This window comes from Rhodospirillales bacterium, assembly GCA_016710335.1.
In the GTDB taxonomy this organism is placed as follows: domain Bacteria; phylum Pseudomonadota; class Alphaproteobacteria; order Rhodospirillales; family Defluviicoccaceae; genus JADJXQ01.
In genome coordinates, this window is the sequence record JADJXQ010000024.1 from 118,022 (window position 1) to 132,546 (window position 14,525).

The 14,525-nt window shown below is 65.2% G+C and carries 16 protein-coding genes; 10 read left to right on the forward strand and 6 right to left on the reverse strand.

The window, feature by feature from the left end; genetic code table 11:
• Positions 1-9: 9 nt before the first annotated feature.
• A complete protein-coding gene (gene hemH / locus IPM60_16150; GenBank protein ID MBK8909342.1) occupies positions 10-1,104 on the reverse strand; it encodes a ferrochelatase in 1,095 nt (364 codons plus the stop codon).
• Positions 1,101-2,144, reverse strand: a complete 1,044-nt coding sequence (locus IPM60_16155) for a uroporphyrinogen decarboxylase (protein ID MBK8909343.1) — start codon at positions 2,142-2,144, stop codon at positions 1,101-1,103. The genes hemH and IPM60_16155 overlap by 4 nt, the downstream gene beginning before the upstream one ends.
• A 389-nt stretch (positions 2,145-2,533) precedes the next feature.
• On the opposite strand from IPM60_16155, the gene IPM60_16160 reads away from it, so the two are divergent.
• Genes IPM60_16160 through dnaQ form a run of 4 tightly spaced genes read left to right on the forward strand, consistent with a single transcriptional unit; the run spans position 2,534 to position 5,375 of the window.
• On the forward strand, positions 2,534-3,208 hold the full coding sequence (locus tag IPM60_16160) for a Maf family protein (GenBank protein MBK8909344.1): 675 nt from the start codon (positions 2,534-2,536) through the stop codon (positions 3,206-3,208).
• Positions 3,208-4,062: a shikimate dehydrogenase gene (locus tag IPM60_16165; GenBank protein ID MBK8909345.1), complete on the forward strand. Its 855-nt coding sequence runs from the start codon at positions 3,208-3,210 to the stop codon at positions 4,060-4,062. The genes IPM60_16160 and IPM60_16165 overlap by 1 nt, the downstream gene beginning before the upstream one ends.
• A 4-nt stretch (positions 4,063-4,066) precedes the next feature.
• Positions 4,067-4,711, forward strand: coding sequence for a dephospho-CoA kinase (locus tag IPM60_16170; GenBank protein ID MBK8909346.1), 645 nt, complete (start codon positions 4,067-4,069; stop codon positions 4,709-4,711).
• Positions 4,704-5,375 carry a DNA polymerase III subunit epsilon gene (gene dnaQ, locus IPM60_16175; protein ID MBK8909347.1) on the forward strand — a complete coding sequence of 224 codons (672 nt, stop codon included), beginning with the start codon at positions 4,704-4,706 and terminating at the stop codon, positions 5,373-5,375. The genes IPM60_16170 and dnaQ overlap by 8 nt, the downstream gene beginning before the upstream one ends.
• 110 nt (positions 5,376-5,485) lie before the next feature.
• On the opposite strand, the gene secB is transcribed toward dnaQ, so the two are convergent.
• Complete coding sequence (secB, locus tag IPM60_16180) at positions 5,486-6,061, reverse strand: protein-export chaperone SecB (GenBank protein ID MBK8909348.1); 576 nt, start codon at positions 6,059-6,061, stop codon at positions 5,486-5,488.
• A 204-nt stretch (positions 6,062-6,265) separates the two neighbouring features.
• Complete coding sequence (locus IPM60_16185) at positions 6,266-6,748, reverse strand: FxsA family protein (GenBank protein ID MBK8909349.1); 483 nt, start codon at positions 6,746-6,748, stop codon at positions 6,266-6,268.
• A gap of 252 nt (positions 6,749-7,000) precedes the next feature.
• Here IPM60_16185 and IPM60_16190 point away from each other — a divergent pair, with 252 nt between their 5' ends.
• The 6 genes from IPM60_16190 (at position 7,001) to IPM60_16215 (ending at position 12,463) form a co-directional block, all read left to right on the forward strand.
• Positions 7,001-7,696 (forward strand): Tim44 domain-containing protein, encoded by a 696-nt coding sequence (locus IPM60_16190; protein MBK8909350.1) that lies wholly within the window; start codon positions 7,001-7,003, stop codon positions 7,694-7,696.
• Positions 7,693-8,868: a murein transglycosylase A gene (locus IPM60_16195; protein ID MBK8909351.1), complete on the forward strand. Its 1,176-nt coding sequence runs from the start codon at positions 7,693-7,695 to the stop codon at positions 8,866-8,868. The genes IPM60_16190 and IPM60_16195 overlap by 4 nt, the downstream gene beginning before the upstream one ends.
• A gap of 78 nt (positions 8,869-8,946) precedes the next feature.
• Positions 8,947-9,717 carry a (Fe-S)-binding protein gene (locus tag IPM60_16200; protein ID MBK8909352.1) on the forward strand — a complete coding sequence of 257 codons (771 nt, stop codon included), beginning with the start codon at positions 8,947-8,949 and terminating at the stop codon, positions 9,715-9,717.
• A gap of 19 nt (positions 9,718-9,736) precedes the next feature.
• Complete coding sequence (locus IPM60_16205) at positions 9,737-11,161, forward strand: iron-sulfur cluster-binding protein (protein MBK8909353.1); 1,425 nt, start codon at positions 9,737-9,739, stop codon at positions 11,159-11,161.
• A complete protein-coding gene (locus tag IPM60_16210; protein ID MBK8909354.1) occupies positions 11,158-11,868 on the forward strand; it encodes a lactate utilization protein in 711 nt (236 codons plus the stop codon). Before IPM60_16205 ends, IPM60_16210 begins: the two co-directional genes overlap by 4 nt.
• Positions 11,852-12,463 carry a Smr/MutS family protein gene (locus IPM60_16215; GenBank protein MBK8909355.1) on the forward strand — a complete coding sequence of 204 codons (612 nt, stop codon included), beginning with the start codon at positions 11,852-11,854 and terminating at the stop codon, positions 12,461-12,463. Before IPM60_16210 ends, IPM60_16215 begins: the two co-directional genes overlap by 17 nt.
• Before the next feature lie 29 nt (positions 12,464-12,492).
• On the opposite strand, the gene hslU is transcribed toward IPM60_16215, so the two are convergent.
• Positions 12,493-13,809, reverse strand: coding sequence for an ATP-dependent protease ATPase subunit HslU (hslU, locus tag IPM60_16220; protein MBK8909356.1), 1,317 nt, complete (start codon positions 13,807-13,809; stop codon positions 12,493-12,495).
• Positions 13,806-14,351, reverse strand: coding sequence for an ATP-dependent protease subunit HslV (hslV, locus tag IPM60_16225; protein MBK8909357.1), 546 nt, complete (start codon positions 14,349-14,351; stop codon positions 13,806-13,808). Before hslV ends, hslU begins: the two co-directional genes overlap by 4 nt.
• Positions 14,352-14,525: the final 174 nt, after the last annotated feature.

Below are 14,525 nucleotides of genomic sequence, written 5' to 3' on the forward strand. Positions count from 1 at the left end.
GCTGAATTGTCAGGAGGTCGAGCCGGAAAGGGAACACGCACAGCCCGACATTGCGGGCGGACACAGCCGCCGCCCGCCTGATGAACTGATCGCAAGCCTGTTGTTTCCCACCCCACCTCTTTCGACCAGCGCCTCGCCGACCAGGTCCGCGAGGCCGTCGATGAAGGCGCCGGCGACTCCGACCGCGGGCACCCGGACATAGCAATCAACCCCGTGAAGTAATGCGTGGTCACGGTAGGTGATGTCGAGCTCTACCAGGGTTTCCGAATGCTCCGACACGAACGAGATGGGCACCAGGACCACCGGAACGCCGTCGCGGCCGGCCTTTTCCAGCTCGCGCTCCGTGTCCGGACCGATCCACTTCAGCGGCCCGACGCGGCTTTGATAGCAGATGACATGGTCGAGATCCGCGATGGCGAGTGCGTCGACAACGGCCGTCACGGTTTGCTCTACCTGCCAGGCATAGGGGTCGCCGCGCGCCACCACCCGCTCCGGCAGTCCGTGCGCCGAGAACAGTATCCGCGGCCGCCCAGACGGTCGCGCGGTTTCGTAGGCGTTGCGCACCAGCGCGGCCTGTGCGGCGATAAGGCCGGGGTTGTTGGGATAGCAGCAGATCGCGCGGGTTTCGGCACCAATACCGCAGTCGCTGGCCGCACGCTGCCAGTCCGCGACGGACGACGCCGTGGTGGTGGTCGAGAACTGCGGATAAAGGGGAAGCAGGACGATGTCGTCCGGCGCAAATGCCGCCACCTCAGAGGCAACTTCGGCGCTCATAGGGTGCCAGTAGCGCATACAAACGAAGACCCGGACCACACCCCCCGGATTCTGCTCGCTAAGCCGCCGCTCCAGCGCCGCGGCCTGTTGCCGGGTCCGCTCCAAGAGCGGAGAGCCGCCCCCGATCTCGCGATAAATGGCGCGGGCCAGCGGCGCCCGCCGCCGCGAAATGAATTCCGCCAGGAGGCGTCTCACCGGCGCAGGGGCGCCTATGATCGCCTTGTCGTTGAACAGGTTGAACAGGAACGGCCGTACCGCTTCCAGGCGGTCCGGGCCGCCCAGATTGAACAGGACGACGGCAAGCCTGTGCTCCTTTGGTGTTTCGATCATGACCTTGCGTGAGATCCCCGGATTCGGTCTGAGACCCGCGCCACATGCTCTGGCGGCGTGTGCGGCAGGATCCCATGGCCGAGATTGAACACAAAGCGCCCATGAGAGAGGACCTCGACGATACGGTCGGTTTCCGCCTCCAGACCATTGCCGCCGACCGCCAACAGAACATTGTCCAGGTTGCCTTGCACCAGGCAGTCTGGCTGCAGGCGCTTACGCGCCCAGGCCAGCGGGATCGTTGCGTCGAGGCTGACTCCGTCGATGCCCGTGCCGCGCGTGAAGTCTTCGTAGAGCGCGCCGGCGCCGCGCGGAAAACCGAGGATAGGAACGTCGGGGTGGCTCTCCTTGAGACGCCGGACGATTTCCGCGGTCGGCTCGATTACCCAGGAGCGAAATTGCATCTCAGCCAGCAACCCAGCCCAGGAATCGAACAACATGACGGCCTCGGCGCCGCTTTCGATCTGCCGTGTGAGGTAGGCGACGGTGCTGTCGACGAGCACGCCCATGAGCCTTTCGAACAAGCCGGGCTCGGCGTACGCCAAGCGGCGCACGACGCCGCTCTCGCCGCCACCGCGGCCTTCCACCATGTAGAGGGCGACGGTCCACGGCGCGCCTGCAAAACCGATCAGCGCCGTCGCCGGCGGCAGCGCTCTGCGCAGCTTCCGTACCGAGGCGAACACTGGATCAAGGTGCTCATCCAGTCGCTCGGGGCGGAGGGCGGCAATTTCCGCTTCGGTACGCACCGGTTGCAGGATCGGGCCTTCGCCCTCGACGAACGCGACGTTGCAACCGAGTGCGTCCGGCAACACCAGGATATCGCTGAACAGGATGGCGGCATCCATGCCGTAGCGGCGCAATGGCTGCTGTGCTGCCTCCACCGTCAGTTCGGGCGTATAGCAGAACGCGAGGAAATCGGGCGCTTGACGACGAAGCTCCCGGTACTCTGGCAGATAGCGGCCCGCCTGGCGCAAGAACCAGAACGGCGGTCGCCCGTCGCTGCCGTGGAAAGCGTTGAGAAACGGTTTGCCAGTCACAATCAGATCTAAAGGCCGGAAAGGGACGCGAGGATTCGCTCACCCCCTCCTTAACATAATAATTAGAATCTTATAGGTGGTTGTGGCTGTAGAGGCTCTAAAAGCGGGGATAGCGACTCACGCACACGTTGTCCCTAGCTGCAACGTCGCGGACCATCGCGCGCGCCGGCTTGTTGAAAACCCTGGCGTGATCGGCGGGCGCTTGCCGCTTTCCCCATAAGTCGAGCCATCGCGGGAACGCGGGGATAGTGTGCATATCGCTACGCAAGCGGGGATGTTGTTCACCCTGTTCTCGATATTCGGCCGCCTGTGGAGGGCGACGGAGATCCTGTGCGGGTATAACCGGCGAGCGGGACCAAAACCGGCGGCGGGCACCTACGGGACGACTTGTACCCATGTCGTCCGCACGTTATTCCGATCCATTGTGGACAACCCGAGCCTGGAGAGGCTTACACGTGAGTGCTGACGTCGGCCCAGCGCATGTCGTTCTCGCCTCCTCCAGCGAAGCGCGGCAGGCGATGCTGCGCCGAGCGGGTGTGTCGTTCGTGTATGATCCGGCCGCAATTGATGAGGATGCGGTCCGGCTACAGGCAGAGGCGGCGGGAATGTCGGTGGCCGCGACAGCGCTTGCTTTGGCCGAGGCCAAGGCGAGGACCGTTGCCGCCCGTCAGGCAGATGCTTTGGTGCTAGGCGCGGATCAGATGCTGTCCTGCCGGGGACGCATCTTCACCAAGCCCGACGATCTCGATGCCGCTGAGGCGACGCTCAGGGCGCTCCGCGGCCGAACCCATCGCTTGATCAGCGCCGCTGTGATTGTACGTGGTAAGGCGATGGTGTGGTCTCGGGTCGAGACGGCGCGCCTGACCATGCGGTCATTTTCGGACGCTTTCCTACACCAGTACCTCGCCGAGACCGCAGCGGGAGCCTTGTCGTCGGTCGGCGTCTATCGCGTTGAAGGCGCCGGCATCCAGTTGTTCTCGGACATCGACGGCGACCATTCCACGATACTCGGGCTGCCCCTGCTGCCGCTGCTGGCGTTCTTCAGAAGCGAAGGCATTCTGCCGCAATGATGCTGACGGGCAAAGCTGCGGTCGCAGGGGTCATCGGCTGGCCGGTGGCGCACTCGCTGTCGCCGTGCCTGCACGGTTACTGGCTGAAGAAATATGGGATCGACGGGGCCTACGTGCCGTTGGCGGTGCATCCCGCAGATATTGAGGACGCCATCCGGAGCCTGCCGAAGCTGGGACTCCGTGGGGCCAACGTCACCGTTCCCCACAAGGAACGAGCCCTACGTGCCGTTGACTGCTTGTCCGAGGATGCCAGGCGCATCGGCGCCGTCAATACCGTGATCGTCGCAGCGGACGGCTGCACGCGCGGGGACAACACCGACGCCTATGGTTTCATGGCGAGCCTGCGTGCCGGCTGCCCGTCATGGTCGGCATCGGCAGGTCCAGCGGTGGTGATCGGCGCCGGAGGGGCGGCGCGGGCGGTGTGCGTGGCGTTGCTGGACACTGGGGTAGCCGAGTTGCGTCTGGTCAACCGCACCACCACCCGAGCCGAAACACTGGCGGCGCACCTGGGAGCGTCCTCAACCCGCATATTTGCGTGGACCGACAGCCACTTGGCCCTCTCCGACGCGGCGTTGCTCGTCAACGCCACGACGCTCGGTATGGTTGGCTATCCTCCGCTGCCCCTCGACCTGCCTCCACTACCGTCGGCCGCGGTAATCATCGACATCGTCTACCGGCCGCTGTCGACGCCGTTGTTGTCGGCGGCAGCGGCGCGCGGACATATCACCATCGATGGCCTTGGCATGCTGCTGCACCAGGCGCGGCCGGGATTCAAGGCGTGGTTCGGCGTCGAAGCGGAAGTCGACGACGCGCTTCGGGACCACGTCCTCGCGGCGATGGGGGGTGAGGCGTGACAGCATGGTGATCCTGGGTCTCACTGGATCGATCGCCATGGGCAAATCCACGGCGGCCGGGATGTTCCAACGGCTCGGCGTCCCGGTGTTCGACGCCGACGCCTGCGTCCACGAACTGTTGGCCGAAGGTGGCGGCGGTGTCGCTGCGGTGGAGGCGGCATTCCCGGAGGTGGTGCGTCAAGGTGCTGTCGATCGCCGGCGACTGGCGGATCGGGTGTTCGCCTGCGGGCCCGACCTGCGCCGGTTGGAGGCCATCCTCCACCCTCTGGTCAGGCGGGGCGAGCGCCGCTTTCTTGAAATCGCCGCGCGAAACCGCCGCACGCTGGTGGTGCTGGATGTGCCGCTGCTGTTGGAGACAGGCGGCGAGCGACGCTGCGATCGGGTCGCGGTGGTCACGGCGCCTCGATATGTTCAACTTCAGCGTTTGCTCGCTCGTCCCGGCATGACCGCCGAGCGGGTTCGAGCGACTTTGTCGCGGCAGATGTCCGACGCGGACAAGCGCCGGCGCGCTGATTTCGTGATACAGTCCGGGCTGGGGCGCGGAGAGACGTTGCGGACCATCGGGCAGATCGTGCGGCGCTGTCGCGACATCCCCGGCACGAAGTGGCCGCCGCCGACGCGGTCGGGGAGACGAACAGGCCATGCGTGAAGTGGTGCTCGACACCGAGACGACCGGCCTCGATCCCCACCAGGGACATCGAATCGTCGAAATAGGCTGCGTCGAGCTGATCAATCACGTGCCGACCGGCCGAACCTACCAGCAGTACCTCAACCCGGGCCGGCCGATGCCGCAGGGCGCCTACGCAGTACATGGACTGTCCGACGAGTTCCTGGCCGGCAAGCCGGGATTTTCGGAGGTCGCCGACGCGTTTTTGAGCTTTATTGCGGGTTCAAGACTGGTCATTCACAACGCCGCATTCGATCTTGGCTTCTTGAACGCGGAACTGGCCGGTGTGCGACGGCCGCCGCTGGACGCCGGACGCGCCATCGATACGGTGGAGATGGCGCGACGCTTGTTCCCCGGCGCGCCGGCCAATCTGGACGCACTCTGCCGCCGCTTCGAGATCGACCTCTGCGACCGGACTCTGCACGGCGCCCTCAAGGACTCGCACCTGTTGGCGGCGGTGTATCTGGAGTTGTGCGGCGGTCGCCAGCCGGCGTTCAATCTCGCCACGTCAGCGCGGCTGCGCAGCAGCGGGCCACGGATGATCCGACATACGCCGAGGGTTATTCATCCGACCCTGGAGGAAAGGACGGCGCACGCCGCATTCCTCCAGGGCCTGACGGATCCGGTGTGGAACTTAAGACCCTGACACTTGGGCCCGCCGGAAGTGGCCTTTGCGGAAAGCATGAAGCCTGCCTCCGGGCACTGTCAAAACATGAGCTTCGCGCTCAGTTTCCGGAGTGAGCAGCGGCGCTAAGATCAGGCGATAGCCGCACCATCGGCACCACCGTCGCCACCCTTGGCCGCTCGCTCCTGCATCTGCCGCTGATACATCGATACGAAGTCGATCGGCCCCAACAGCAACGGCGGAAAGCCGCCATCGCGGGTGGCGTTGGCGATGATGTGGCGCGCAAACGGAAACAACAGGCGCGGGCATTCGATCAGTAGAATGGGTCGCAGGTGCTCTGCTGCGACGTTGACGGTGAACACGCCGCAGTACGTCAGTTCCACCAGAAATGCCATGGCGCCACCGGCTTTGCATTCGGCCCGCGTCTGCAGGCTGACCTCGAACCGGGTGTCATCCAACGGTCGCGCCTGGACATTGACATTCACGCCGATGTCCGGGGTCGCGCTCTGGATCTGCTCAAAAATCTTCGGGACCGCCGGCGCCTCGAACGAGAGGTCCTTGATATACTGGTTGTTGATGATCAGGGGAGGTCTGGCATCATCTGCCGGAACCTGGCTGCTGCCCCTCTCCTCGCCGCTGACGATATCCTCTGTAGGAGCGCCCTCGGGACCGGCGCTGGTGTTTTTACCGTTCGCGGGATCAGTCATCGTGGTTCCTTTCGAGAAATGCCTGTCTTGTCGAGAGATGCCTGTCTTGGTCCATCGCTCGCCGCACCCGACCCCGGCGTCACTTCGACGATAAGAGGCTCGGGCCGTAGGCGACATAAAGAATCAAACTAGAAGGCTTGGCTATCATGGAACGAACGGAGGCTCAACCGGCGGACCGTGGCGTCGCTGCCGCCGACCGTCGTTTCATTGGTCCTCTTTCGGACGTTTGGTCATTCGATCCGCTTCGCTCGGCTGATCAGGCTGTCCGTCGGGCGCGTCATCGGGATCGGAGATGTCCTTGTATTCGCCCTCGATCACCGGAGCGCCGCCGCGCCGACTTCCTCCTGCGCGGGACGCCTCGACATCGCGCCACACCTTCATTTGACCACCGGCTACCAAATGGCGTGCGCCCAATGTCTGCAACGCGCGGCGAAACGCAGGAACGAGAAGCAGGAAGCCGATGCTATCGGTTACGAAGCCAGGTGTCAGCAGCATGGCGCCGGCCACGAAGATGCAGAAGCCCTCGAATACTTCCTGAATCGGAAGCTGGCCGTCGTTGAGGCTCTGGCGCGCACGCATCAGGGTCGAGAAACCTTGGTGGCGCACCAGCGCCGCGCCAAGAACCGCCGTGAAGATAATCGCGCCGACGGTCGGCCACAGGCCGAAGGTCCTGCCGGCCTCGATCATGATCGCGATCTCGACGATGGGGATGCCAATGAAAACCAGCAAGAGGATGAGGCGCATCGTTGTATCGGCTCCCGGCTGATCCTATGTTGGGTTAGTGACCGCTGGCCGGCCCAGCACGTTGCGGCATAGCTTTGCTGGACCTTTGACCGACGAAACGCTAACGTGTCGGTTGTCGATCCTTTACCATCGGGCAATGTGCGGTTCGGCTGATCTCAACCCACTTAATACAAGCACATGGGCGGCTACAAGCACATGGGCGGTGAGTTTCAATTTATCGACATCATCCTGTTCGCGCTGGTCGCGGCGTTCCTGATTCTCCGCCTGCGCAGCGTGCTCGGGCGGCGCGATGGACACCAGGGGCCGTCGACCGATCCATTCAAGACCGGCCGCCGGGGCGAGCCGGCAGAGGATAAGGTTGTGCGCCTGCCGGATCGGGAAGGACGGCCGGCGGAACCGCACGAACCATCGAGCACAGCCTCCGACCAGGCGCTGTCGCCCTTGGAGGCGGGGCTGGCCAACATTCGTGTTGCCGATCCAAAGTTCGATGTGGACGAGTTTATTTCCGGTGCCCGTATCGCCTTCGAAATGATCCTGTCGTCGTTCGCCAAAGGCGACATGCCGGCGTTGCGGCCATTTCTCAGTCCGGAAGTCCTCGGCAACTTTACGCAATCGGTGCGAGATCGCGAACAGGCCGGCGAGGCCATGGAGTTGACGCTGGTGGGCATCAAGTCGGCGGAGATCGTCGAGGCCTACATGGCCGGGCGCACGGCGCATTTGACCGTCAAGTTCGTCAGCGAACAGACATCGGTGGTCCGCGATGAGGGCAACGAAGTCATTGAGGGCGATCCGGAGACAGTGACCGAGGTCACCGACTACTGGACATTCGCCCGCGATACCCGCAATCCCGACCCGAACTGGATTCTCGTCGCGACCGGCGCGCAGGAGTGAGGGGTTCGAACTTTCGTCGGGCGGTTGTTGCCGCCCTGGTGGTTATCCTGGCGGCGTGCGAGCCGCCACCACCCCCGCCGCCGCCGCAATTGACTCTGACGCCGGTGGATTATGCCGAGCTGGACGGCTGGTCGGCGGATGATCCCACGGCGGCCTTGGTGGCGTTCCGCCGGTCCTGTGCCAAGCTATCGGGCTTACCCCAGGCTCGCGCCATGAGCCCCGGCGGCATCGGCGGGACGGTGGCCGACTGGCTGAAGGTGTGCGCCGATGCGGGCGCCCTCGCCGACCCAGACGCAGAAACGACGCGGAGGTTCTTCGCGAGCCGCTTCGTGCCACACCGCGTCGGCTTCGGGGATGACGACCAGGGCCTGTTCACCGGCTATTATGAAGCCGAACTGCACGGGGCCTGGCAGCGCAAACCACCGTTCACGGTCCCCCTCTACGCGCCGCCCCGTGACATGATTACCGCCGATCTGCGGCTGTTCGATCCCGGCCTCGCCGGCCGGCGCATCATCGGCCGCATCAAGGACGGACAGCTCATCCCGTACCACAACCGCGCCGAGATCGACGCTGGAGCCCTGGCGGGCCGGAATCTCGAACTCCTGTGGGTGGATGATCCCATCGACGCGTTTTTTCTCCAGATCCAAGGGTCCGGTCGGGTGCGCATGGCCGACGGGCGCGTGGAGCGCGTCGGATACGCGAGCAAGAATGGGCACCCGTACGTTGCGATCGGCCGGCCGTTGATCGAGCGCGGCGCCATCCCGAAGGAGCAGATGTCCATGCAGGCCATCCGCCGATGGCTCGCCGACCATCCTGCCGAGAGGGACGCAGTCATGAACCTCAATCCCTCGTACGTCTTCTTTCGACGCATCGACGGCGACGGACCGATTGGAGCGCAGGGAGTGGTTCTGACCCCAGGCCGCAGCCTCGCCGTCGATACGTCGTTGCTGCCCCTCGGAGCGCCAATCTGGCTGGACACCACGGAGCCGCTCAGTCCCGAGACGCCGCTCAGGCGGCTGGTGATCGCCCAGGATACCGGCGGCGCCATCAAGGGCGCGATCCGCGGCGACCTGTTCTGGGGTCACGGCGACGATGCCGCCGCCAAGGCCGGGGCCATGAAGCAGCAGGGGCGTTACTACCTGCTGTTGCCGAAACCTGCGCCCACATCCTGACCAACGCCCCCGCTCCCGCACACGCGGCCAACGCACGTCAACCTTGCCATGGTTGAGAATAGTCCGCATTGTTGGGTCATGAGCCCCTCACCCGCACGCGTCGGTCTGTTCGTCACCTGTCTCGTCGACCTGATGCGGCCGGCGGTGGGGTTTGCGGCCGTCAAGCTGCTTGAAGATGCCGGATGCGCCGTCTCCGTGCCGCTGGCGCAGACGTGCTGTGGCCAGCCGGCCTTCAACTCGGGCGACAACGCCGACGCCGCCGCGCTCGCCCGCCAGGTCATCGACGCGTTCGTCGATTACGACTACGTAGTGGCGCCGTCCGGATCCTGCTGCGGCACCATCAAGGTGCACTATCCGGAGTTGTTCGCCGACGACCCGGAGATGCTGGAGCGGGCGCGGGACATGGCGGCTCGCACCTACGAACTGACGACATTCCTCAACGACATTATCAAAGCCGCTCCCGTCGAGGGCCGGTTCGAGAGGGTCGCCACCTACCATGATTCCTGTTCGGGGCTGCGGGAACTGGGGATCAAGACCCAGCCGCGAGCCCTCCTCGCCGGCATCGCCGGCTTGGAAATCCGCGAGATGCATACCGCCGAGACCTGCTGCGGCTTCGGCGGTCTGTTCTGCGTCAAGTACCCGGGCATCTCGGAGAAGATGGTCGACGTCAAGGCCGACGACATCATCGCGACGGGCGCCGAGGTGTTGCTGGGGGGCGACATGGGGTGCCTGATGAACATGGCCGGCCGCCTGCAGCGGCGCGGCGTCGCAATCGAGGTCCGCCATGTCGCGGAGGTGCTCGCCGGAACGACGGATACGGCGGCGTCGATCGGCGAGGCACAAAAATAACAAGGGCGGGAGGACGGCGGTGGATTCGACCGCACATGCGTTCAAGAACAATGTCAGGACGGCGCTCGACGACGGAAAGCTGCAGACCGCGCTGAAGCTTTTTCCTGAAGGCTTCCCGGTCAAACGTCGCCTCGCCATGGACCGTCTGCCGGAGTTCGACGCACTGCGCGATGCCGCGCGCGACATCAAGAACCACACTCTCGCACACCTGGATCACTATCTCGAGCGCTTCGAGAGCAAGGTCATCGACAGCGGCGGTCAGGTTCATTGGTGTCCCGACGCGGAGTCGGCGCGGCAGACGGTGCTCGCCATTTGCCGCGACGCCGGCGCCAAGACAGTGACCAAGGGCAAGTCGATGATCGGCGAGGAAATCGCCATCAACGAAAGCCTCGAGAAGGCCGGGTTGCGCCCCGTGGAAACCGATCTCGGCGAGTACATCATCCAGCTTCGCCACGAGCCTCCGAGCCACATCATCGCTCCGGCCATTCACCTCTCCAAGGACCAGGTGGCCGAGGCATTCCGCAAGCAGCATACGCACCTGCCGGCCGACCGGCCGCTGGAGGAACCGGCAGTGTTGCTGGACGAGGCGCGGGCAGTGCTGCGCCGTGAGTTTCTGGCTGCCGATGTCGGCATCACCGGCGCCAACATGCTGGTCGCCGAAACCGGCTCGATGGTGCTGGTCACCAACGAGGGCAATGGCGACCTTACCCAGACCCTGCCGCGGGTGCAGATCGTCATCGCCAGCATCGAGAAGGTTGTCCCGACCCTGGAGGACGCCACGACGATTCTCCGTGTCCTCGCCCGTTCGGCGACCGGGCAGGAAATGTCCGTCTACACGACCTTCACCACCGGTCCAAAACGGCCCGAAGATCTGGATGGGCCGGAGGCCTACCACGTCGTCCTGCTCGACAACGGCCGCACCAAGATGCTGGGGAGCGAATTCCAGGACATGCTGCGCTGCATCCGCTGCGGCGCCTGCATCAATCACTGCCCGGTCTACGGCGCCATCGGCGGCCATGCTTACGGCTGGGTGTATTCTGGTCCCATGGGAGCGGTGTTGATCCCTAACCTCATCGGCGTCGAGGCCACCGCCGATCTCCCCAACGCCTCGACGCTGTGCGGGCGCTGCGAGGATGTGTGTCCAATGCGCATCCCCTTGCCGCGCATGCTGCGGCAATTGCGCGCGCACCAGTTCTCCCGCAACATCGGGCCATCGTCGCAGCGCTACGGCCTCCGCGCCTGGGCATTTCTCGCCCGCCGACCCGCGCTCTACCGTCTCGCCATGCGCCTCGGCGTCGGGACGCTTGGCGCCTGGGGCCGCCGCCGCGGTCGGTTTCGCAGCCTGCCGCTGGCGGGCGGCTGGACGCGGTCGAGGGATCTCGCGGCGCCGGCGGGACAAACGTTCCAGCAGCAATGGTCGGCGCGGGGCGGAGCGCGCTCATGAGCAACTCGACCGGTACGTCGACAAGAGAGTGCCGCGACGCCATGCTGGGCGCCATCCGCGCCTCCCTCGGGCGCGGCGCTCTCGGCGGTGAACAGGCAGCGGAACTCGATCGACGCCTGGCCGAGCCGCGGCCAAACGTCGTCCCCGCCCGTGGCCGCATCGGCCCGGCGGCGATGACAAATCTTTTCGTTGCAGAGGCGGAACGGGTCAACGCGACGGTAGAACGCCTCAAGACGGTCGAGGCGGTGCCCTGCGCCGTTGCGGGGTATCTGCGCGGCGCCAATCTGCCGCTGACGGTGCGTGTCGGCACCGATCCCGTGCTGTCGTCGGTTGACTGGTCGGCCGAGCCCGCGTTGCAGGTAAAGACGGGCAAGGCCGAGGATGCGGATACGACAAGCGTCGCCACCGCGTTCGCGGGCATCGCCGAAACCGGAACATTGATGCTGCTCTCGGCGCCGGAGTCCCCGACCACCCTCAACTTCCTACCGCCGGTGCACATGGTCCTGCTGCCCGTCGCCCGCATCGTCGGCGCGTACGAGGATGCCTGGGTGAAGCTCCGCGCAATGCAAACGCACGGCCGGATGCCGCGCGTCGTCAACTGGATCACCGGCCCTTCGCGGACCGCCGACATCGAACAAACTCTCCTGCTCGGCGCCCACGGTCCGCGTCGTCTGCACATTCTCATTTGCGATGAGCCTGAGGGATGACAGCGCGCGCCGGCGCAAGCTGACCGAAGAGGAAGCGGCGCTTTGGCGGAGGGTAGCAGCGCACACCAAGCCCCTGAACAGGCCTGAACCGGACCCGGCCCTGGAACCAGAACCGGTTCCACCGGCGCCGGCGGCCGATGGTAGCGCGTCCGCCGCCGGCGACCGTTCTGGCGCGGCGCCCCCCCGACCGCCCCGCCACTTGGTTGCCGCACCACCGAGACCGCAGCCGCCCCCACCGCCGCCGGATCGCAGCCACGGCACCGCGTCCGGCATCGACAAGCGCACCTTGACGCGCCTTCGCCGCGGCCTCATCCAGGTGGACGGCACCCTCGACCTGCACGGCTTTGGCGCAGACCTCGCCAGGCAGTCTCTGGAGCGTTATTTGGTAGCGTCGCAGGAGTCGGGCCGGCGCTGCGTGCTGATCATCACCGGGAAGGGCCTGCGCGTCGAAGGCGGCCGCGGCGTGCTGCGCGCATCCGTCCCGCAATGGCTCAACCAGCCCCCCAACCGCGACCGCGTCCTCGCCTTTGCCTACGCCTCCGCCACCCACGGTGGCATGGGCGCCCTCTACGTCCTCCTCCGCCGCAGGCGGTGAATACGGAAGTCGTTCACACCCGCGAGCGTCTACAAAATGAACTTGGACAGATCGGCGTTCTTGGCGAGGACGCCGACGCGCTCGCGGACGTCGGTTGCGTCGATCGTCACTGTTTCGCCGCCGCGCTCGGAGGCCGTGAAGCTGATGTCCTCAACCAACTTTTCCAGGACGGTCTGCAGGCGGCGGGCGCCGATGTTCTCGACGCCGTGGTTGATTTCGGCGGCAAGATTGGCGATTTCGTGGATGCCGTCATCAGTGAAGTCGAGGGTGACGTTCTCGACACCCATGAGCGCCCGATACTGCTTGATCAGGCTGGCCTGCGGCTCGGTGAGGATGCGGACGAAGTCCTCGCGAGTCAGCGCCTTCAGTTCCACCCGGATCGGCAATCGCCCCTGCAGCTCGGGCAGCATGTCTGAAGGCTTGGCGAGGTGAAAGGCTCCGGACGCAATGAACAGGATGTGGTCAGTGGCGACGTTGCCATGCTTGGTGTTGACGATGGTGCCCTCGATCAGCGGCAGCAGGTCGCGCTGCACGCCTTCGCGACTGACGTCGGCGCCGCCGATGCGCTCGGATCGGCCGGTGATCTTGTCGATCTCGTCGAGAAACACGATGCCATTGTTCTCGACCGCGTCGATCGCTTCCTTGGTCACTTTCTCCTGGTCGAGGAGATTGTCGGCCTCATCGCTGAGCAGAACGTGGTAGGAGTCGGCCACCGTCATCTTGCGCTTTTTCGCAGGCGGGCCGCCGAACGCCTTGCCGAACATTTCACCCAGATTGAGCATGCCCATCTGTGCGCCCGGCATGCCCGGGATGTCGATGGTCGGCAGGTTCAGCCCTCCGGCGTCCCGCACCTGGACCTCGATCTCCCGGTCGTCCAGTTCGCCGTCGCGGAGCCTGCGACGGAAGTTCTCCCGCGTCTCCTTGCTGGCGTTGTCGCCGACCAGGGCGGTGATCACCCGCTCCTCTGCCGCCGCCTCGGCCTTGGCATGCACCTGCTTGCGTAGCCGCTCCTTGGTCATGTGTATGGAAATCTCGACCAAGTCGCGGATGATCTGCTCGACGTCGCGGCCGACGTAGCCGACTTCCGTGAATTTGGTGGCCTCAACCTTGAGAAACGGCGCCTGCGCAAGGTTGGCGAGGCGGCGCGCGATCTCCGTTTTGCCGACGCCGGTGGGGCCGATCATCAGGATGTTTTTCGGCAGCACCTCCTGACGCATTTCGTCGTCAAGCTGCTGCCGTCGCCAGCGGTTGCGGAGCGCGATGGCAACGGCCCGCTTCGCGTCGTTCTGGCCGACGATGTGGCGGTCAAGCTCGGAGACGATCTCGCGGGGGGTGAGATAGGTCATAAGCGCTCGATGACGAGGTTGCGGTTGGTATAGATGCAGATGTCGGCGGCAATTTCCATTGCTCGACGCGCCACCGCCTCTGCGTCCATGTCGTCGCGATCCATCAGCGCCCGCGCCGCGGCCAACGCATAGTTGCCGCCGGAGCCGATGGCGATCACCCCGTCCTCCGGCTCCAGCACGTCGCCGGTGCCGGTGAGCACCAGCGAGCGGTTGCGGTCGGCCACCGCCATCATCGCCTCCAGCCGGCGCAGGTAGCGGTCGGTGCGCCAGTCCTTGGCAAGTTCGACGCAGGCTCGCGCCAACTGCTTCGGATACTGCTCCAGCTTGGCTTCCAGCCGTTCGAACAAGGTGAAGGCGTCGGCGGTCGCGCCGGCGAAGCCGGCGATCACGGCATCGTCAGAGAGGCGGCGCACCTTACGGGCGTTGGACTTGATGACCGTGTTGCCGAGGCTGACCTGACCATCTCCGGCGACCACCACGCCGCCGTCCTTGCGCACTGCAAGGATCGTTGTGCCGTGCCAAGTGTTGTCGCTGTGGCCCACTGCTGGTCCTGTTCCGTCTCTACCGATTGCAGGAAGTAAAGGATGTTTTCTGAAGAGCTGTCCCGACCATGTAAGCCGGCGCTCGATCGCGGTCAAGGGTAGCCCGGGAGTGGCGCCGAACGCTTCCGGTTGGCGTGCGGGGCGCGATCCTGATAGAACGGCGGCCTTCCTCAG

What these genes read in the sequence shown, in the direction of transcription:
- hemH (MBK8909342.1), bottom strand. Translation starts at nt 1,104, where the DNA reads ATGATCGAAACACCAAAGGAGCACAGGCTTGCCGTCGTCCTGTTCAAT.
- IPM60_16160 (MBK8909344.1), top strand. Translation starts at nt 2,534, where the DNA reads ATGTCGTCCGCACGTTATTCCGATCCATTGTGGACAACCCGAGCCTGG.
- IPM60_16165 (MBK8909345.1), top strand. Translation starts at nt 3,208, where the DNA reads ATGCTGACGGGCAAAGCTGCGGTCGCAGGGGTCATCGGCTGGCCGGTG.
- IPM60_16170 (MBK8909346.1), top strand. Translation starts at nt 4,067, where the DNA reads ATGGTGATCCTGGGTCTCACTGGATCGATCGCCATGGGCAAATCCACG.
- dnaQ (MBK8909347.1), top strand. Translation starts at nt 4,704, where the DNA reads ATGCGTGAAGTGGTGCTCGACACCGAGACGACCGGCCTCGATCCCCAC.
- secB (MBK8909348.1), bottom strand. Translation starts at nt 6,061, where the DNA reads ATGACTGATCCCGCGAACGGTAAAAACACCAGCGCCGGTCCCGAGGGC.
- IPM60_16185 (MBK8909349.1), bottom strand. Translation starts at nt 6,748, where the DNA reads ATGATCGAGGCCGGCAGGACCTTCGGCCTGTGGCCGACCGTCGGCGCG.
- IPM60_16190 (MBK8909350.1), top strand. Translation starts at nt 7,001, where the DNA reads ATGGGCGGTGAGTTTCAATTTATCGACATCATCCTGTTCGCGCTGGTC.
- IPM60_16200 (MBK8909352.1), top strand. Translation starts at nt 8,947, where the DNA reads ATGAGCCCCTCACCCGCACGCGTCGGTCTGTTCGTCACCTGTCTCGTC.
- IPM60_16210 (MBK8909354.1), top strand. Translation starts at nt 11,158, where the DNA reads ATGAGCAACTCGACCGGTACGTCGACAAGAGAGTGCCGCGACGCCATG.
- IPM60_16215 (MBK8909355.1), top strand. Translation starts at nt 11,852, where the DNA reads ATGAGCCTGAGGGATGACAGCGCGCGCCGGCGCAAGCTGACCGAAGAG.
- hslU (MBK8909356.1), bottom strand. Translation starts at nt 13,809, where the DNA reads ATGACCTATCTCACCCCCCGCGAGATCGTCTCCGAGCTTGACCGCCAC.